Annotated in this window: 20 protein-coding genes; 6 read left to right on the top strand and 14 right to left on the bottom strand. The window is 46.0% G+C overall.

What is annotated here, in order from left to right; genetic code table 11:
- Positions 1-2: 2 nt before the first annotated feature.
- Complete coding sequence (locus tag ACXAD6_RS03165; protein WP_474967611.1) at positions 3-713, top strand: DUF5694 domain-containing protein; 711 nt, start codon at positions 3-5, stop codon at positions 711-713.
- A 64-nt stretch (positions 714-777) separates the two neighbouring features.
- Here the strand turns inward: ACXAD6_RS03165 and ACXAD6_RS03160 are convergent, their stop codons facing one another.
- Positions 778-2400 carry a BCCT family transporter gene (locus tag ACXAD6_RS03160; protein WP_474967610.1) on the bottom strand — a complete coding sequence of 541 codons (1623 nt, stop codon included), beginning with the start codon at positions 2398-2400 and terminating at the stop codon, positions 778-780.
- 249 nt (positions 2401-2649) lie between these two features.
- Between ACXAD6_RS03160 and ACXAD6_RS03155 the strand changes: the two genes are divergently transcribed.
- Entirely contained in the window at positions 2650-2922 is a 273-nt protein-coding gene (locus tag ACXAD6_RS03155) for a hypothetical protein (RefSeq protein WP_474967609.1), read from the top strand.
- A 1-nt stretch (position 2923) separates the two neighbouring features.
- Here the strand turns inward: ACXAD6_RS03155 and ACXAD6_RS03150 are convergent, their stop codons facing one another.
- Both ACXAD6_RS03150 and ACXAD6_RS03145 read right to left on the bottom strand, forming a co-directional pair.
- Complete coding sequence (locus ACXAD6_RS03150; RefSeq protein WP_474967608.1) at positions 2924-3178, bottom strand: hypothetical protein; 255 nt, start codon at positions 3176-3178, stop codon at positions 2924-2926.
- A gap of 112 nt (positions 3179-3290) precedes the next feature.
- A complete protein-coding gene (locus ACXAD6_RS03145) occupies positions 3291-3713 on the bottom strand; it encodes a hypothetical protein (RefSeq protein ID WP_474967607.1) in 423 nt (140 codons plus the stop codon).
- Positions 3714-3955: 242 nt separating this feature from the next.
- Between ACXAD6_RS03145 and purU the strand changes: the two genes are divergently transcribed.
- On the top strand, positions 3956-4852 hold the full coding sequence (gene purU / locus ACXAD6_RS03140) for a formyltetrahydrofolate deformylase (protein WP_474967606.1): 897 nt from the start codon (positions 3956-3958) through the stop codon (positions 4850-4852).
- A 100-nt stretch (positions 4853-4952) separates the two neighbouring features.
- Positions 4953-5447: a L,D-transpeptidase family protein gene (locus ACXAD6_RS03135; RefSeq protein WP_474967605.1), complete on the top strand. Its 495-nt coding sequence runs from the start codon at positions 4953-4955 to the stop codon at positions 5445-5447.
- 1 nt (position 5448) lies between these two features.
- Here the strand turns inward: ACXAD6_RS03135 and ACXAD6_RS03130 are convergent, their stop codons facing one another.
- Positions 5449-6108, bottom strand: a complete 660-nt coding sequence (locus ACXAD6_RS03130) for a reverse transcriptase-like protein (RefSeq protein ID WP_474967604.1) — start codon at positions 6106-6108, stop codon at positions 5449-5451.
- Positions 6109-6234: 126 nt separating this feature from the next.
- Positions 6235-7812, bottom strand: a complete 1578-nt coding sequence (gene mbcS, locus ACXAD6_RS03125) for an acyl-CoA synthetase MbcS (protein WP_474967603.1) — start codon at positions 7810-7812, stop codon at positions 6235-6237.
- A 157-nt stretch (positions 7813-7969) separates the two neighbouring features.
- Here mbcS and ACXAD6_RS03120 point away from each other — a divergent pair, with 157 nt between their 5' ends.
- Entirely contained in the window at positions 7970-8179 is a 210-nt protein-coding gene (locus tag ACXAD6_RS03120; RefSeq protein ID WP_474967602.1) for a hypothetical protein, read from the top strand.
- A 149-nt stretch (positions 8180-8328) separates the two neighbouring features.
- Here the strand turns inward: ACXAD6_RS03120 and ACXAD6_RS03115 are convergent, their stop codons facing one another.
- From ACXAD6_RS03115 to ACXAD6_RS03075, 9 genes are all read right to left on the bottom strand, one after another.
- Complete coding sequence (locus ACXAD6_RS03115; RefSeq protein WP_474967601.1) at positions 8329-9177, bottom strand: YitT family protein; 849 nt, start codon at positions 9175-9177, stop codon at positions 8329-8331.
- A 224-nt stretch (positions 9178-9401) separates the two neighbouring features.
- Positions 9402-11198, bottom strand: a complete 1797-nt coding sequence (locus ACXAD6_RS03110; protein ID WP_474967600.1) for an ATP-binding protein — start codon at positions 11196-11198, stop codon at positions 9402-9404.
- A 220-nt stretch (positions 11199-11418) separates the two neighbouring features.
- Positions 11419-12288 (bottom strand): DNA-3-methyladenine glycosylase family protein, encoded by an 870-nt coding sequence (locus ACXAD6_RS03105; RefSeq protein WP_474967599.1) that lies wholly within the window; start codon positions 12286-12288, stop codon positions 11419-11421.
- A gap of 198 nt (positions 12289-12486) precedes the next feature.
- Positions 12487-13266, bottom strand: a complete 780-nt coding sequence (gene pdaA, locus ACXAD6_RS03100; RefSeq protein ID WP_474967598.1) for a delta-lactam-biosynthetic de-N-acetylase — start codon at positions 13264-13266, stop codon at positions 12487-12489.
- A gap of 86 nt (positions 13267-13352) precedes the next feature.
- Positions 13353-14660, bottom strand: a complete 1308-nt coding sequence (locus tag ACXAD6_RS03095) for a Na+/H+ antiporter family protein (protein ID WP_474967597.1) — start codon at positions 14658-14660, stop codon at positions 13353-13355.
- Between the two features lie 109 nt (positions 14661-14769).
- The gene (locus ACXAD6_RS03090) at positions 14770-14922 is read right to left on the bottom strand and encodes an SE1561 family protein (RefSeq protein ID WP_474970354.1); all 153 of its coding nucleotides are present in this window, start codon (positions 14920-14922) and stop codon (positions 14770-14772) included.
- 148 nt (positions 14923-15070) lie between these two features.
- Positions 15071-15868 carry a YfkD famly protein gene (locus ACXAD6_RS03085; protein ID WP_027956150.1) on the bottom strand — a complete coding sequence of 266 codons (798 nt, stop codon included), beginning with the start codon at positions 15866-15868 and terminating at the stop codon, positions 15071-15073.
- Between the two features lie 57 nt (positions 15869-15925).
- Positions 15926-16543, bottom strand: coding sequence for a YczE/YyaS/YitT family protein (locus ACXAD6_RS03080; RefSeq protein ID WP_027956151.1), 618 nt, complete (start codon positions 16541-16543; stop codon positions 15926-15928).
- A 109-nt stretch (positions 16544-16652) separates the two neighbouring features.
- Entirely contained in the window at positions 16653-17042 is a 390-nt protein-coding gene (locus ACXAD6_RS03075) for an OsmC family protein (protein ID WP_474967596.1), read from the bottom strand.
- Between the two features lie 147 nt (positions 17043-17189).
- Here ACXAD6_RS03075 and ACXAD6_RS03070 point away from each other — a divergent pair, with 147 nt between their 5' ends.
- Positions 17190-18368 carry an MFS transporter gene (locus tag ACXAD6_RS03070; protein ID WP_474967595.1) on the top strand — a complete coding sequence of 393 codons (1179 nt, stop codon included), beginning with the start codon at positions 17190-17192 and terminating at the stop codon, positions 18366-18368.
- Positions 18369-18370: the final 2 nt, after the last annotated feature.

Below are 18370 nucleotides of genomic sequence, written 5' to 3'. Positions count from 1 at the left end.
ATATGAAACCGGAGATTATGCTTCTCGGCACTTTTCATATGGCTGTGGAGCCGGAAATGATCCATAAGCATAGAGATGAACTTTCTTCCCTGACCGCTTCCTTGAAAGAATGGAAACCGACAAAGATCGCGGTGGAAAAGTCTTTTTTCCTTGAAGAAGAACTCAACAAAAGGCTGGGGCAGTTCCTAACGGGAGAGCAGGCACCTGCGTACGATGAAGTGGAACAGATCGCTTTCCCACTTGCTGCCTCCCTTGGACAGAATCACCTCTATCCTGTTGACGAGATTGTGGATATGTCCACCCCTTCCCTTGAGCAGGTATTCTCCTGGGCGGGAGAGCATCAACCGGAGCTTCTCAAGGATATTCTTTCCATACAGCAGGATGTAAAGCAGATGGAGGATAAACAAACACTGGCCGGCTATTTCCGTTACATTAATCACGAGGGTTACAAAGAACAACTGCAGCGCGTCTATATGAAGTTGACCCGTGTCGGGGAGCGCCAGCACCAAATTGGTGTCCACTGGCTCAAACAGTGGCACCACCGCGACTTAGCCATGGCCGCCAACATCCTCCGCACAGCTGCACCCGGGGACCGTGTCCTTGTTCTCGTCGGTGCCGATCACCTTCATCTGGTGGAACAGTTTCTCCAGGAAAGCGGCGATGTGATCATCCAGGACGTCGTCCCCTACCTTCCAGAAAAAAAGAACGTTTGACCCCCTTTGTTCTGCGGGAAAGAAAAAACCCTGAACTCCAATGGAGTTCAGGGTTTCCTTATTTTTAATCCGTATCTTTATCTTCAAGAGCCTCGAGGGCGGAACGCTTTTTCTTTTTCTTACGGTTTTTCCAGCGCTTAATGTGAATGGTGGATGGCTCATAGTCGTCAGACTCACGAATATCCGTATTGGACGCCTTCATAAACGACCAGGCGAGCAGGAACATGATGATAATGAGCGGGAAACCACCGACGATACTTGCTGTCTGCAGCGTATCCAGTCCACCGAGGAACATGAGAGCGAGCGGCATGATACATAACGCGAACGCCCAGAATAAACGGTTCCAGCGGAGCGGTTCACCTTCTACACTTCTCTGTGTCACAGACGCAAGAATGTAGGAGGAAGAATCAAAGGTCGTGGCAAGGAAAATGATAGCCAGGACCGTAAAGATCAAGACAATGAAATCAGCCAGCGGCAGCTGGTTCATAATTTCAATAATGGTTGCCGGTGCCCCGTTATCGTTCATAAAGGCAATGGCATCAAATTGACCTGAAATCTGCAGGTAAAGTCCGAAATTCCCCATAATTCCGAAGAAAAGGACACATCCGATTGTTCCGTAAACCATCGTCCCGAGGATCATTTGACGGATGGTACGTCCTCTGGAAATACGGGCAACAAATAAACCGACAAACGGAGCGTACACGAGCCACCATGCCCAGTAGAACACGGTCCAGTATTCAGGGAAGCTCGTCTTCTCAAACTGGCCGAGGTTCCCGAACGGCTCCATCCATGTAGCCATGCGGAAGAAGTTATCTGCAAGAAGTCCGAGAGATGTGAACGTCGTTTCACTCATAAAACGGGTCGGACCGAAGATGAAAATAAACGCAAGCAGGAAGATGGACAACCATAAGTTCACATCACTAAGGATTTTAATCCCGCGTTTCAAGCCGGAATAGGCACTGATTGCGAAAATCAACGTACAAAGCAGCATAATCCCACTTTTCAGACCGAGCGTTACTGGGATGCCTGTTAAATCATTGACCCCCTGTGCAATCATCGGTGTTCCGAGCGCAAGCGTCGTTCCCGCCCCGCCTAGAAGTCCGAACATAAACAGGACATCAATAATTGTACCGACCGGGCCGTCCACCGTATCACCAAGGACCGGACGTACGGCTTCAGATACTTTCAACACCGGCTTTTTGCGTACATAATAGAAATAGGCAATCGGCAGTGCCGGCAGCGTGTAAATCGCCCAGGCGATAGGTCCCCAGTGGAACATGCCGTAAGTAGAAGCCCACTTGATGGCTTCCTTCGACTCCGGCTCTACGCCGAAAGGAGGTCCCTGATAATAATACGCCCATTCAATGACTGCCCAGTAAAGAATACTGGAACCGATCCCGGCAGCGAAAAGCATCGCAGCCCAGGAGAATGTACTGAATTCAGGTTTTTCTCCTTCATCTCCGAGTTTGATGGCTCCATTTTTACTGAAAGCGACATAGATTAAAAAAGCAAAAATGACAAATCCAAGAACCATATAAAGAACGCCGAAATTCTCTGTCATAAATGTATTGGCTTGAGACACCACTTCTTTCCCTGCCTCAGGGAAAACAATTAACGGAATGGTAACTCCGAGCAGTAATATTAAGGCCCCAATAAACGTAGGCCAGTCAATAAGCTTCATTTTCAAGTGACATACATCCTTTCCTATACCTTCGTTAAGTAGTTTGAACTGCAAGGGTTAAAACATGCAATGCGGGGGATAAATCAGAGGATTAAGTACTTCGTACAGAATGAATTGTACCAATTGTATAGACAGAAGGCAAATCTAGATGTAAATCTAATACCCCATCCCGGGTAGAATATTCCTATTTAACAGATTTTCCGCCGGCATTCGACCAGAATGGACACTTGACTGGATGAGGAAAGGAGGAAGAAAATGGACGGATTGAAGAAGGGCGTGGAAAAATGGTTCGGTCCCTTGCTTTCACCCCTGTGGACAGCCATTCCTATTGAAGTATGGCTGCTATTAAAAAAACCCCCGTTTTCGGGGGTTGAAGTGACGATGGTGATCATGGGCATTCTTTTTTTGGTGTTCGCAGGGGCTGTAGAAACAGCCGCTGAAGAACCCAGATCCCGCGTCTTCGGCTTTCTATACCTGCTGGCAGCCGTCTTCTTTGCTGCGGCAGGTCTTTACCGCTGGCTCTTCTAAATTATATAAAGAACAACCACGGGAGAATCATCGGGATCATAATGATGATCGTTACAATCAGCCACGCACTGGGATTATCGCTTGTCACCTGTTTGCGGTAGGACATGGCCCAAGCTGTGAGGAGCAGGACCGTCATCATCATACTGCGCAGATGAAGGTCTCCGTCTTTATTATTCATAAATATGTACACGCCGCCTTCGACAATGATCAATATTCCGACTAAGATGTTAAAAATATGGGTGAACCAGCTATTCATCCGTCTGACTCCTTCCACTTATGGTTGCCTGTATCCTTTCCAAGTATAGTACAACCTTATTCTTTTAGGAAGAATACCATGGAAGGCGGACGAAGAAACGCCGCCTCAGTGTTTACAATTGATTGATCAGTCCCTCCAGCTGCGGAGTGATTTCAAGCCGCTCATGATCATTCTGCAGCACGTGCCAGAAATCTTTGTAAAAATAGGCTTCCAGCACGACCTCACGGGCACTGGATATGCGGAGTGCCCCCAGCACCTGTGCCCCTTTTTTCTCTCCTGCACTTGACGGACACTTCTTCATTGCTTTGAAAAACGACCGTATGTCTTCATCCGTGTCCATTTGGTAGGATGACCGTTCTCCATCCAAGTCATAATAAGTAAGCGTCATCGGACGTTGGTAATCGCTCCATGAGTGGTGGGTAATATCATCCTGTTCAAAAGATAAAGGGCTGAAAAAAAACGTGTGGTGTATGTACCAGGTCGACAACACAAGAAAGGCAGCCAGTACTGCTGACGTCAATAATTTTTTCTTCACACATGCCATCCTTCCTGATTATTTCTTTGTATAGACAGGACCTGTTATTTTTTCCGCCAGGATTTCTTTCTCTACCTCTCTATACGACATGGAAGGGAAAAACGTTTCATAAATCTCAACGTTCCCTTCCTTATCTGATGATTGTCAAATCAAAAAGGTATCGAGCGAATTTTGCAAAAACATGGTTTGCTTCGGGATTTATTTCCTCTACAATATAAAGAAACAACGAAAGGGGACCAGGCATGACGTCTACCAACCAGCACATCCAGCACCACACAGAAAAAAACCAAAACAAAGCGCGGCTTCTCATCAGTTGTACAGATCAACCGGGTATAGTGGCTGCCATTTCCACATTCCTTCATGAACACGGAGCGAATATCGTGGAGTCCAATCAATACACAACACACCCGGATGAGGGGACATTTTTCATACGCATCGAATTTGCCGCTTCGGATATGAAAGAAAAGGAAGAAACGTTCCAGGAAGGGTTCAAGGAAATTGCTGCCCAATTCCATATGAAATGGCGGCTGACATTTTTATATAAACTCAAGAACATGGCCATCTTCGTTTCCAAAGAACTCCATTGTCTTCGAGAGCTCCTTTACGAATGGGAAAGTGGTGGTCTTATGGCGGATATCCCTCTCGTCATCAGCAACCACAGGGAAGGAAAGGAGCTCGTCGAATCCTTCGGCATCCCTTTCTACCATATTCCCGCAAGTAAAGAGATCCGGCACGAAGTGGAAGAGGAACAACTGAAGCTTTTGAAGGAATACGACATCGATGTCATTGTACTTGCACGATATATGCAGATTCTTACTCCACATTTCGTGTCGACCCACCCATCGAAGATCATTAACATCCACCATTCGTTCCTACCCGCCTTTATCGGAGCGAATCCACATAAACGGGCGCATAAACGGGGCGTTAAGCTGATAGGAGCCACCTGCCACTATGTAACAGATGACCTTGATGAAGGCCCCATCATTGAACAGGATGTCATCCGTGTCGATCACCGTAACCACATCGACGATTTAAAAAAGAAAGGCCGGTTGATTGAACGTACTGTTCTAAACCGAGGGGTCAAATGGGACCTTGAGGACCGCGTCATCGTACACGAAAACAAAACCATCGTATTATAAATCGAAAAAAACCAGACCTCCTTCTGACAAAGACAGGAGGTCTGGTTTTTTTGTCTCATCCATGCATACAATGGTGTAAAACTTCTGGGGAGATGATGGAATGCTCCATACGGTAAAACCGGGAGAAACCCTCTATCAAATATCAAGAGATTACCGGATGCCGCTGACAACCATTTTAGCCGTCAATTCCATTCCTAATCCGGATGTGATCAGGGTCGGACAGAGAATTACAATCCCAGGGTACCCACCTGTAGAAACCCAGCCGTACCAGCTGGATGTTTCCATCAATGAACGCCTGCTGAGGCTCTACAAAAACGGGCAGTTCGTAAAAGAATATCCAGTGGCTGTCGGGCGGATGCTTTATGAAACACCGATAGGGGATTTTATTATCCTGAATAAAGCCCCCGATCCCGGCGGACCATTCGGAACGATGTGGATGAGCTTATCAAAAGAACATTACGGCATCCACGGAACGAACAATCCGTCCTCCATTGGAAAAGCTGTATCACGCGGATGTGTACGGATGTACAATGAAGACGTGGAAGAACTGGCGCTCACGATTCCGAACGGCACCCCCGTCACCATCCATTTATAACCTATCCCTGCACTTCAGACGTACTCTCCACTTCTGTTCCCTGCAGGGCCTGAGTGGCAAGCCGGTCGCATTCACGGTTGTCCTTCCTTGAGATCAGATGGTAGGACGCCTCTATGGACATGGCCCTAAGCTTCCCATCGATCCGATCCGCCCATTCATGAAGGGATTGTTCCATCGTCGGCCATTCCTCCTTCATTTGATTGATGACAACCTGGGAATCACCGATAAAGCTTACAGGGATATGCTGAACCCCCATCGCCTCCAGTTCCTGTACAGCAAAATAAAGAGCAGCGTATTCCGCCTCATTATTCGTTTCCATTTCCTCGACCGCGGCATTTTTCCTTAGACGCATAAACCGGCCGTCCTGCTCATAATAAATCGCGCATCCCAGACCACCCTTCCTGTCATTCCTGTCGAACCCTCCGTCAAAATACACTCGTATATGATGGGGCTCGGCGTCCACCTTGGCCATATACTTCTTCAGATCCTTCAATTTCCATGAAGTATCATAATCATCAATAAATGCGATATCCTTCAACCGTCCTGTTTTTTCAAGGTCTTCCGCTATAAGAAGCGCTTCTCCAGGAGAAACAGGTTCAGATTTGAAAAAGACTTCAGTTTTGTTTTTCGCACGGTATGTAATTTCTACGTGTATGTTCATAAGACTCCACCTTTCCACTTCGATGTAAGTTCCTGTTCTTATAATCTGCCTATTTCCCGTCTATCTTATCACTTCAAACGGAAGAGAACGAAAAAACCGGAGACTGATTGCCTCCGGTTTTCCCGCTTAATTATGGAAGGATTTTTCCTTTTCCCTCAGTTCGATCCTTCGTATTTTACCCGAGGTTGTTTTGGGAAGTTCTTCGATAAACTCAATTTTCCTCGGATATTTATAAGGGGCCGTATGCTCCTTCACATGAGTCTGCAGCTCCTGAACGATTTGACTGTCTTTTTCATACCCGGACTGCAGCACAACGAATGCTTTTACAATATTGCCCCGGACTTCATCCGGACTTGCAACTACGGCACATTCCCGGACAGCCGGATGTTTGACGAGCGCATCCTCTACTTCAAATGGTCCGATCGTATACCCCGAGCTGATAATGATGTCATCACTGCGCCCTTCAAACCAGAAGTATCCATCCTCATCTTTTTTGGCTTGATCTCCAGTAATATAGTAATTGCCTCTCCTTGACATTTTCGTCCTCTCTGGATCTTTATAATACTCTTTAAAGAGCGCCGGGGTATCCAAGTGTACAGCAATATCTCCCACTTCATCCGTCCCTACAGGTACCCCCATTTCATCCACGATTTCGACTTGGTTGCCTGGTGTCGGGCGTCCCATCGATCCCGGCCGGACTTCCATATCCTTCATAATCCCAACGAGAAGTGTATTTTCCGTCTGGCCGTATCCGTCCCTGACAGTCACTTGAAAATGCCTCTGGAAGGTGTCGATAACTTCTCTGTTCAAAGGTTCCCCTGCTGACACGGCACTGTGAAGATGGTTCAGACTGTACTCACTCAAGTTATCCACTTTCGCCATCAGACGATATTCCGTCGGCGTACAGCAGAGCACATTCACATCGTGTTTGTCCATGATATCCAGGTAGACATTCGGATCGAATTTCCCTTGATAAACGAGTCCCCTTGCACCCGTCCCCAGCACAGATAAAAACGGACTCCAAATCCACTTCTGCCACCCTGGACCAGCTGTTGCCCACACGGTATCTCCATCTTCAATGGCCAGCCATTGATAAGCCGCTGTTTTCAGATGGGCATATCCCCATCCATGCGTGTGAACGACCCCTTTTGGATTTCCGGTGGTTCCTGAAGTATAGGAGAGGAATGCCATATCTTCACGACCCGTGTCAGCAGGCGTCATCGTTCCGCTGTAATCTTCCATCAGACTGTCCAGGTGATGCCACCCTTCCTTCTGTTCACCGACGGAAAACCTCACAAGCTCATCGTATTCGCGGATCCCTTGAAACTGATCTGTATAAGGAGAATAACTGACAACGCCCCGGACTTCTCCGTGACTGATCCGGTACTGAAGATCTTTCGTCCTCAGCATTTCAGAACTTGGAATAACGACAAGTCCGGCCTTCAAAGCCGCCGTGTAAACCTGATATGCTTCAATAAGGCGTGGGATCATAACCAGGATCTTATCTCCCTGCTTTAATCCACAGTCAAGGAAAGCGTTTCCAATTTTATTCGCACGTTCCATCAGGCTTTGATATGTAACTTCTTTCGTTTCCCCCTGATCGTTCAACCATAATAAAGCTTTCCGTTCGGCATCGTCTGCATACTTTTCCATTTCAGAAACGACGTTGTACCGTTCCGGGGCAATCAATTCTTCTCGATTCATGTGCCATCCTCCTCCATAATAACGTACTGCATTTTCAACACTCCCATTATACCAATTTATCTAAATCTTTCAAATATTGTTCCTTTTATTCAGAACAATTGACAGATAATTAAAACTTTTCATATACTGGTACTAACTGTAGAGAGGAGTGCGGCAGATGGAGTTTCGTCCAATGAAAAAGCAGCGTGTCATTCCAGGTTTCCCTCTCCTGTTCATTTCAGGAGTGATGTTGGCTTTATTTCTGTCCCTCTCCATCGTAACAAACAATTACAATTACACCGCAGCTTCCGTTGCAAGTGTGGTCATTATGAATGTAGCTCTCGCTTCCCCTTCCATCCGAAAAGACAGAAAAAAGAGCCTCCGGTGATGCCTTCCGGAGACTCTTTTTTGATGTTTATCTCTATATCCGTATCATGTTGATCTTTCATCCAAGTATGATCAGACACGACTGATCCCCGCTGCCATTCGACCGTTCGTGAATGAAGGGATGAGAAGCGCCGTCGGTTTCTCCAGGAGTCAAGCCAGTCGTTTGAAATTCTCCCCAAGAATTTCATTCATGGAGTGAACCGTTATAAACGCCTGCTCATCTACAGCCGTCATATATTTCTTGAGACGGGTATAATCTTTCCGGCTGAGAATTGTAGTGATGACTTCCTTCTGCTCCTGGTTAAACGCACCCTTTGCTTCATGAATGGTAGCACCGCGGCCGAGCTTATTGATGATAAAGTTACGGACAAGCTCACTCTCACGACTGATAATAACAATCTCCTTGTTATCCTCGAACTGCTGAAGCATATAATCGATCACAAGACCATTGAGGATGACACCAAAGAACGCATACATACCGACCGTAGGGCCGAACAGGAAGATGGAAGATGTGGCAATGGCAATATCAGAGAAAAGCACACCTTTTCCAACTTCAATGGAGAAGAATTTATTTAGAATCATAGCCAGGATATCGGTCCCACCTGTGGAAGCTCCCTGATGAAAAACGAGGGCCATGCCTGAAGCGGCAATAATCTGTCCGATAATCAGCTGAATCAGCAGATCATCACTCAGAGCTTCCTGCATAGGGAAAAAGGCTTCGAGGCCCCAAACCATAAATGAAAGTGCAAAACTTGCATAAATAGTTTTCACACCAAATTGGAACCCTAGGAAAATAAAACCGACGATAAATAAGACAATATTCAAGAGAATCATAATCATTCCAAGGGACAAATCAGGAAAAACCTTATTCAAAACGATGGATAAACCACTCACTCCCCCTGTAGCCAGGTCGTTCGGGGACAGGAAGAAGTGGACGTTGGTTGCTACAGCAAGCGCACCAAGATTCATCATTAGAAATGACCACACTTTTTTAAACATCTGAGAGCCTCCTTTATTGTAATTAATGATAGGATTTTGTCGAACGAAATTTGCAATACAATCGGGATTATAGAGCCCTTTCTGCCTTTTGTAAACAGCTGTTGATGTAAAAAAAGGATTTATTTTAAGTAAGCGGTTTAAGCGTAAATATTCAGCAAATTGAAATGGTTTTCCCTGATAAGGAAACATAAAAAAACGCCACGTTTTAAGTGGCGTTTTTTCGTTCATGCACGAGGCAGTTTGACAATGACCGTCGTTCCTTTTCCTTTTTCACTTTCATAATTTATCGTCCCGTTCAAATCCGATACGATCTTTTTCGTGACCATAACTCCTAGTCCTGTTCCTTTTTCTTTTGTAGTAAAGAACGGTTCACCGATTTTCGAGAGTTCCTGAGCACTTAAACCCGGCCCATTATCTCTAACGAAAAGCGTTAGATGAGAGCTCGACATCTGAATTTCAATCCGTACTTCACCACCAAGATCGACCGCGTCCACTGCATTTTTCACCAAATTGATTAAAATCTGGTTCATACGTTTCGGTTCCGTCCTGAACTTATCCTGTACAGGATCACAATCAAACAGCAGTAGGATCTGCTTTTCGTTCGCTTCCGGTTCAAGAAGGCGGAGTACATACGATACCAGCTGTTCCGGGTCCACTTCCTCAAGCTGGATGGAAGATTTAGGCTTTGATAACATCATGAAGTCCTGGACGATTGCTTCGATCCGATTGACTTCATCTAAAATGATTTCCTGATAATTATCCCTGAGCTCCGGATTAGCCGCTCCGATCTGAAGAAAACCTTTGATGGCGGTCAGGGGATTCTTGATTTCATGAGCAATACCTGCAGACATCTGCGTAATTGTAGACAGCTGCTGGGACTTTTCCTTCAGCTCAATCATTTCCTTGTATTCCGTTACGTCCTGATGAATACCGAGAATGAGCGACTTTCCGTTATAATCCACAGGGAAGCCTTTCGTACGGATCCATTTTTCTTCTTTTCCCTGGACACACACCCGATAGTCAACGACGAATTCCTCGTCCTTCATTTTCGAAAGGCCGTCTACAAAATGAGAACGGTCCGCTTCATGTACGTGCTCCAAAAGTGACTTGGGGTCTGAAAATGCCTGGCGCCTCGGAATACCGAACAAGGTTTGGAAGGCAGGACTGATATAGTGGACTTCCTCAAAGTGTGGATCACTGATCCAGAAGACATCCGTAATGTTATCAGCGAGTAGAGCAAAACGTTCTTCTGAATCTTTAAGCGCTTGCAAATGTTTGTTGTATTGAGTAATATCCTGCAGAAAAACAGTAAGGCCCAGTTCTGTTGGATGGACCGTCACTTTCACATCGAGCTGGGTTTCCTCAATAAAACCTTCGAATTCCACCGTTTCGTACGTTTCCATAGATCGCAGGAAATGCTGAAAAAATGGATAGTGCTCATCTATGGAGAAGATATCCCATAATTTTTTATAATAATTTTTGAAAAAAGGACGTTTGGTCAGCTCTTCCATTTTAGGATTGGCATAAACAACTTCCCAGTTATGATTAATGACGGCAAGGCCGTGTGGGAATTTATCGACAATGTGTGTCATGCGGTGCTGGATTTGAGAAGAGGAAAAGCTTGACAGCGGAACGCCTTCATAATTCGTAATGGATAAGGACGGCTTATCATTCTTTGAAGGCACATCAGCGGCCACCGGACCCGATGCAGAAAAATGATGGTCTTGTTCCGTTTTGGCAAGTGTAAAGGTGATTTGTCCGTTGGTCAGATGCACCATACGGCATTGAAACCTAAGATTAAAATTCTTATCTGTCAACTGGACAGAGGTTTCCCTCAGCCCTTCGGTCAGAAGCTGATGAAGAGATTGTTGAAGACGGTGCTGGCCTGTGTGGCGGAAACACCGGATCCACTGAGAGAAAGACAGGTCTGTTTCCTTCAAATGCAGCATATGAATCATTTCCTGATTCAATGTAACGGCTTGAAGACGCAGATCGAGTAAACATGCGGGTGTTCCATTCATACTGAGAACATCCAAAATCTCACCGCTATGAACTTGGTCTGAATACCTCTCTCTTATAACCAATAGTAAGACCTCTTTCCTTTTTGCCGCTCGTTTATTTCCAATACGGTTTTCATTATAACGCAAAATTAACAAATTTTGAATATTTTCTAACGATTTAGCCTTTATTTTTGCTTTTTAAACATTGTACGCTGAAAAGAACAACGATATGACAGAAATTTCACCCTTCAATACTGCGCCACAATGTTAACGAGGCGTAGCTCAAATAAGGCGACCACGGCCGGCTCCATGCTCCCATTTCTTCTATTGTCGGTTTACGTTCCATTTGAAAGTAGTGCTTCAACGCGTTTTGGATGCCGATGTCCGCTTTCGGGAATAAGTTTTCCCTTCCGAGCCCGAACATCATCCAGTTTTCTGCTGTCCATGGCCCGATTCCTCTGACTTTCACCAGACGTTTCATAATGTCATCGTTCTCCATAGCAGACAGCGCCGGCAGGTCCAGCTCCCCTTCTGCTATGCGTTTGGACGTATCGATCACATACTCGGCTTTCCTCTGACTGAACTGCAGTTCCCTCAGTGTTTCGTATGGCGTCTGAGCGACCGTTTCCGGATCAGGATAAAACCATACCCCGTCTTTCTGTCTGCCCAGTGTCTCTACGAACCTGGTACTCAGAGTATAAGCGAACTTCATATTCAACTGCTGGTGGATGATGACTTTCATCAAACAGTCGTAAAGGTGAAAATCCTTCACAATCGGTGTGCCCGGATGATTTCTGAATAATTGTTCCAAGTCGGTGTCCAAAAAATGCTGATGAATTCCCTCCAAATCAACATCCCATTGAAAAAGATGCTTGATGTAGTTCAGGAGCTGTGGTCTGGCTTCATCGCTGTCACTCTGCACAGAGAAAACAGGATCAAGGGTCGTCCCAAGGGCCTGCACTCTGACTATATGATGGTCCTCATTCAGCTTGACAGGGATGTCCACCCATCGTTCCTCTCTGTCCAGATGAATTAAAGGGTCCAGCTGCCAGCGGAGTAGCGTATAATCAAAATCGTAAAAGTTAACTGCCTTTAATTTTTCTTTCCACACGTGAGTTTCTCCTCCTTCAATTCCTTTAGTTTTTCTATTTTGTCAAGAATAGGAAAGAAGACCTGAGGCTTATCCGACCAATTCTCCCTTTATCATAGAAGCTTTGATGAAACTTAGCAAAACATTACAATCACAGACACCTGCTCTGATTTCATAAAACGAAAAGCCGCTGTACAACGTGTACGGCGGCATTCTATTTTATAATCCCCACACCGGGGCGGGGACAAGCTTTTTCATCAAGATTTCATTTAAATTCCCAAACCGATAGCCTCTTTTCCTGAGCTCATCAATCATTTGGGAAAGAGCTTCTGCATTATCACTGGAAACGGTGTGCAGGAGAATGACGGCTCCGGGGTGAATCTGATCCATAACGCTGCGGTAGGCGTACTCCCACCCTTTCTGCCTGTCAGTATGCCAGTCAACAAAAGCGACGGACCAGAACGCATGGGTGTACCCCAATTCTTCTGCCCATTTCAATGTCTGCGCATTGAACATACCTCGAGGCGGACGAAGAAAGGTCATAATATCCTGGTCTGTCTTTTCCTTGACAGCTTCCTCCACCCGCTGTAATTCCTTTTCCATTTCCGCTTTGGAACTCTGCGTAAAATCAGGATGGCTCCAGGAATGGTTTCCAATGATATGTCCTTCGTCAGCCATTCTCTTCAAAAGATCCGGCGCACTCTCTATATAATGCCCGGTCACGAAGAAGGCAGCCGGAACATCCTTTTCCTTAAGAACATCCAGGACCTGACCGGTATGTCCTTGTTCATACCCATTATCAAACGTTAAATAAACCACACGTTCTTCAGAAGGATCCATAAAAAAACCATGATGCTGTTCAATCATCGGCCCATATCTGCCTGGATCCGGTGTCATACCATTTTTGCTTTTATTATATCCCCAGCCTTCCGCATAGGTGGTTAAAGGAAAAAAACAGACCATTAGGACGGCTGTGATCAACTTCACTATCCTGCTCATGTGTATCCCTCGCTTTTTATTTAGTATGTGTGAAGGAAAAAGGAATATAAAAAAAGACAGGTGGGAAAATTCCCCACGCTGCCTTTTTACAAAAATAAAGATGCGGCCCATCCGAAGATGAACAATGGAATATTGTAGTGCAGAAATGTCGGTACACAAGTATCCCAGATGTGATTGTGCCGGCCGTCCGCATTCAACCCTGAAGTCGGACCGAGTGTACTGTCTGAAGCCGGAGAACCTGCATCACCGAGAGCTCCTGCTGTACCAATCAGTGCAGCCGTTGCCATCGGTGAAAAACCGGCAGCCACACAGATCGGAACGAACAGAGCCGCAAGAATCGGTATCGTTGCAAAGGAAGACCCGATTCCCATTGTGACAATCAGTCCGACCAGGAGCAGGATAAAGGCGATGAAAGCCTGGTTATCCCCCAGATAGTCGGAGCTGAGCTCTACAAGCGCCGATACAGATTCTGTCGCGGTCAATACATTGGCATAACCTGATGAGACAAGCATCACAAAAGCGATAAAACCCATCATTCCGATGCCGTCGTTGATGACCTTGTCGCCTTTATTGAACGGAACGACACGGAAGATAAACATCAGGATGATACCGGCCAGAGCAGCCAGAATCAGATTCGACCAGACCGCCTGAATGATAAGGGTCACAAGCATGGCTGCAAGCGTCAGAAGGTGTTTCAATTGGAAACGTGAATCAAGGACAACCTCTTCATCCGGCGTTTCTTTATCTTCTGGTACGACAGAAGGATCCCTCGGTTTCCGGTAAGTAATGAAGATGGCGATGAAAAGTCCGACGATCATTCCCGAACCGGGAATAATAAGGGATGAAGCAATACTCCCAATCCCAAGGTCAATGCCGTTCGTTTCCATGGATGTCTTGATCGTATCGTGGAAAATATAGCCGAAGCCAACCGGAATCATGACATACGGCGCCTTCAAACCAAAGGTTAAGGCGGCAGCTACAGCTCTCCGGTCCAGCTTCATTTCATCAAATAATTTCAAAAGCGGTGGAATAAGAATCGGTATAAAAGCAATGTGTACAGGAATGACGTTCTGAGAAAGACTGGCTACGAACGCAATGACAAAAACAATCATCGTCCGTTTATCCTTTAAAACACGCAGTAAAAATCCGACTAGTATGGATGTGATGCCTGAGTAGCTGATCGCAACCGCGAAAGCTCCCAGCAATATATAACTTAATGCCACATTCGCCTGTTCTCCCATCCCGTCAACAAGAAGGGTTAACGCATCTGTCAAGCTCTCCCCGTTCATGAGACCTGCGGTTAAACCCGCGGCGATAATGGCAACGATGACGTTCACGCGTAATAAACTTAACACGGTCATCACCAGGACAGAAACGACAACTGCCCATGCCATAAGACATTCTCCTCTCCAGTAGTTTCATGCATTAGCGATTTATCATGATAAAGTATGATGGTGAAAAAATCAACCCTCAGGAAAATAGAGAGTCAATTCTGAAAGCTGCTTATTCGTCCATGCTGCGCTCAAGGGATTCAAGCATAGAGATCAGGCGGTCAATGTCTTCCACTGACGTCTGCTCAGGATCCAGGTTATCTAAACGTCCCATAAAATCTTCCAGGCGCTGCTTCAAGTTGGACATCTTCTCCTGCTGCGTCATGTAACGATTCAGCTCCTTTATCTGTTTTACGTCCAGTCCATCATAGTACAAGTATCTGCCTCTGTCCAGAACCGGCTTCACCCAGCTGTAAAAAAGCGCCGTCTGTACGAAAACAAATGTGTTGTTCTCGTACAGACGGCGCGTCTTCTCATTTTAATTCGAAGGAAAAGCTGACGTGATCCTGAATGGGGATCCAGGCTCCGATGCCCTGCCGGGTCACGTTTTTAACGGAGAGTGTCTTCTTCGACCCCTTCAGCTGGATGTAAACATCACCGAAAGCTACTTCTCCTTTTTCATTCACGGCCGGTGCAAACGCATGAAGGACCCCTACTTTGTTGGTCGGGATGCCGTACGTATTATTCTGCTTTGTTCCTTTACCAATCACGGTGTTAAAGGATAACGGAAGTTTTGTGTTTTTCTGAGCTTCCAGAAGAATCAGCTTCATCATCTGGTCGCTGTGGCTGATCCGTGAGGTCAGACCACCCTTGACTGCTTTTTCTTCTTTTTGAAGATAACTCAGTTTCTCCTGCTTTTCTCCTCCGTGGTTGTTCAGTTCATTTGTATTGATCTCCTGATACTCCCAATTGATATTGGTTTCTTTCGAATCATAGGAAAGCGGCCACCTTCCAAGAAATATGTCTCCTCTGTACCCAATCGCCAGTGGAGAAGGCTTCAAGGACGTTTCATTCAGCATTTCAATCAACTGGGGATTGGTAATGCGGACCTCCGTATTCTCCATCAGCTCTTTCGTAATTTCCTCCGCTTCCAGCAATTCCTGATCATCGGTAGAGTTCGGATACGTGTTGTCTTTGGATATGTTTAAGACGTGATTCGGAATGGAGCCTTCTTCTTTTTCATTCTTCTTAGGTTCAGCCGAGGCAGAACCGGCAGCAAACCAAGTAAGAATACAAATAAACAGCAGTAGTCCCAGCCATTTTCTATTCACATCAAGGGCCACCTTTCACTTTTTTTATAGCTTGTGAAAGATGGCCCGTAGTATACATTATTCTGCTGCAATTAGCTTGTTCATCATATAGCTCGCTTTGCTGTCGAAAAACTGGATGCATGGCCCGATCCCCAGAAGAATTACAATGGTACCGATACCAATAGGGCCACCAAGCACAAGAGCCAGCACGAGAGCAAAAGACTCGGTCATGGTTTTAGCTTTGGTAATGCTGTAGCCGAAACGCTTCTGGAGAGCGACCATAAACCCGTCAACAGGATTCAAGGAGAATTTCGGCTGCAGATAAAGCGATACGCCGATGGCAATAATTACAATTCCGAGGATTAAAGTGATCAATTTCATGAAGAATGCTTGAAGCACCAAGGTGTCAAACACCTGCAGCATCCAGAAATCGATGAATTTCCCAAGTACTAATATAGTAATCACCGCAGGCAGGTCCGGCTTCTCTTTTGCAATCAGTGCATTGGTTACAATCAGAAAACCACCAATGACCATAACCCACGTTCCAATTGTAAGTCCGATCTGTTCCGTCAGCCCGACATTTACGGCATCCCACGCTCCAGCTCCCAGATTCGATTTAATCGTTAGTGTGACGCCCATCGCAATGACAATCAACCCTGCAAGATAAAAGAATCCTTTAATGACTAATGTTCTCATGGTCTCCCTCATTTCTTTATTTCAAAGTTGCTTTGAACCGAAAACCTGTACATAAGACACAAAAAAAGAGCGTGAATCCGGCTGTCGGACTCATGCTCTTTATATTTTACTAGCTTAACTGGATACACTCAAGCGTTTCTTCCACATTTATACTATTTTCTACTGATTGAACCATCGAGCAGTTGTTCCGGGAAATTTCCAGGTTTTTCAACAGCTTGTCCTGATTCAAGTGATACCCTTTGACAACGAAGTGCAGGTGGATCTTTTCGATACGGTTCGCCTCATCGGGATTTCTCGTTACTTCCGCAGATACCTGTATATCTTCGTAATTCATCCGCTGTTTATCGAGGATTTTCCTGAACACCCCAAGGCTGCACCCTGCAATCGAAGACACCATCAATTGAAACGGGCGGAAACCATTGGCTTCATCGCCGGAAATGTCCAGCTGTCCATATTCCAAAGAAGTACGGATGCCGTTCTCTCTTAAATGAAACTCCATCAGTTTATTCACTCCTTTCGCTTAACGGCTTTGCGTTCATTATATAATAGATCGTTCTGTAAAAGAAACCACACCGTCTTTCCGCCCCGACCTTGCCTGTTTGACACCTTTTCCGATACGATAAGCGTGTAGAACAGGAGGATGACTATGGTTTCTAATCGCACCAGGTTTTGGATTTTAATCGGTCTTGTCACCATATCGGGCTTTTCCCAAGGCATGCTTCTCCCCCTCATCGCGGTCATCCTTGAGCAGAACGGGATTTCGTCTTCTGTGAACGGGATACATGCAACGGGGCTTTACATAGGAATTTTATTATCGTCCCCTTTTATGGAAAAACCACTCCGTCGGTTCGGCTACAAAGCCATCATACTGTTCGGGGGAGCGCTCGTATTCGTTTCACTCGCGCTCTTTCCTTTCTGGCAGGCGCTGTGGTTCTGGTTTATGCTCCGGGTAGCTGTCGGAATCGGTGACCAGATTCTCCACTTCGGTACCCAGACATGGATCACCGCTTCCTCGGACCCGCAGAACCGAGGGCGCAGCATTGCCTATTATGGTTTGTTTTTCAGTGTCGGATTCACCCTTGGTCCATTAATGACCAACCTGTTGGAATTCGGGATTTTCGTTCCGTTTCTCCTGTCTTCCTTCTTAAGTTTCATGGTGTGGCTGCTGCTCCTGCGCGTTCGCAGCGAAAAGCCGCCAACCGAGCAGGCCACTGCTTATGGGACAAGTTCATGGAAACGTTTCGGCCGGAGTATCCGTCTGGCATGGCCGGCCTTTTTGCCGCCTCTTGCCTATGGCTTTCTGGAAGCCACCCTGCATGGGATTTTCCCCGTGTACGGCATGCGGATCGGACACGATGTGAACATGTTATCGTTCATCATCCCTTCCTTTGCTGCGGCCAGTTTATTTTCGCAGATTCCTCTAGGCATATTAAGTGACCATATTGGGAGAAAGAAAGTGATAATAACGGTCGTGACGGGAGGCATTGCCGCCTTTCTGCTCGCTGCAGCTTTTGAAGGATCGATCCCTTGGCTTTTTGCCTCCTTCGCCTTAGGCGGGCTTTTTGTGGGCTCTCTCTTTTCCTTGGGGATTTCCTATATGACCGACCTTCTACCTAAGGAACTCCTTCCCGCGGGAAACATTCTCTGCGGGATGTCTTTCAGTATCGGAAGTATTCTAGGTCCATTCTTATCAGGATTCGTTCTGGACCTGTGGCCGGACCTTTCATTCTTTTATGTCATCGTATCCCTGTTGGTTGTCGTTCTGACAGCGATATTCTTGTACAAACCTCTTCCGTTAGAGAAAAAACAGGCAGCCCCATCCTAAGA

It is taken from the genome of Halobacillus sp. ABH2_015 (assembly GCF_056158945.1).
This window is presented reverse-complemented; position numbering and strand designations above follow the sequence as displayed.

What these genes read in the sequence shown, in the direction of transcription:
- ACXAD6_RS03165 (WP_474967611.1), top strand. Translation starts at nt 3, where the DNA reads ATGAAACCGGAGATTATGCTTCTCGGCACTTTTCATATGGCTGTGGAG.
- ACXAD6_RS03155 (WP_474967609.1), top strand. Translation starts at nt 2,650, where the DNA reads ATGGACGGATTGAAGAAGGGCGTGGAAAAATGGTTCGGTCCCTTGCTT.
- ACXAD6_RS03150 (WP_474967608.1), bottom strand. Translation starts at nt 3,178, where the DNA reads ATGAATAGCTGGTTCACCCATATTTTTAACATCTTAGTCGGAATATTG.
- purU (WP_474967606.1), top strand. Translation starts at nt 3,956, where the DNA reads ATGACGTCTACCAACCAGCACATCCAGCACCACACAGAAAAAAACCAA.
- ACXAD6_RS03135 (WP_474967605.1), top strand. Translation starts at nt 4,953, where the DNA reads ATGCTCCATACGGTAAAACCGGGAGAAACCCTCTATCAAATATCAAGA.
- ACXAD6_RS03130 (WP_474967604.1), bottom strand. Translation starts at nt 6,108, where the DNA reads ATGAACATACACGTAGAAATTACATACCGTGCGAAAAACAAAACTGAA.
- mbcS (WP_474967603.1), bottom strand. Translation starts at nt 7,812, where the DNA reads ATGAATCGAGAAGAATTGATTGCCCCGGAACGGTACAACGTCGTTTCT.
- ACXAD6_RS03120 (WP_474967602.1), top strand. Translation starts at nt 7,970, where the DNA reads ATGGAGTTTCGTCCAATGAAAAAGCAGCGTGTCATTCCAGGTTTCCCT.
- ACXAD6_RS03115 (WP_474967601.1), bottom strand. Translation starts at nt 9,177, where the DNA reads ATGTTTAAAAAAGTGTGGTCATTTCTAATGATGAATCTTGGTGCGCTT.
- ACXAD6_RS03110 (WP_474967600.1), bottom strand. Translation starts at nt 11,198, where the DNA reads ATGAATGGAACACCCGCATGTTTACTCGATCTGCGTCTTCAAGCCGTT.
- pdaA (WP_474967598.1), bottom strand. Translation starts at nt 13,266, where the DNA reads ATGAGCAGGATAGTGAAGTTGATCACAGCCGTCCTAATGGTCTGTTTT.
- ACXAD6_RS03095 (WP_474967597.1), bottom strand. Translation starts at nt 14,660, where the DNA reads ATGGCATGGGCAGTTGTCGTTTCTGTCCTGGTGATGACCGTGTTAAGT.
- ACXAD6_RS03090 (WP_474970354.1), bottom strand. Translation starts at nt 14,922, where the DNA reads ATGACGCAGCAGGAGAAGATGTCCAACTTGAAGCAGCGCCTGGAAGAT.
- ACXAD6_RS03080 (WP_027956151.1), bottom strand. Translation starts at nt 16,543, where the DNA reads ATGAGAACATTAGTCATTAAAGGATTCTTTTATCTTGCAGGGTTGATT.
- ACXAD6_RS03075 (WP_474967596.1), bottom strand. Translation starts at nt 17,042, where the DNA reads ATGGAGTTTCATTTAAGAGAGAACGGCATCCGTACTTCTTTGGAATAT.
- ACXAD6_RS03070 (WP_474967595.1), top strand. Translation starts at nt 17,190, where the DNA reads ATGGTTTCTAATCGCACCAGGTTTTGGATTTTAATCGGTCTTGTCACC.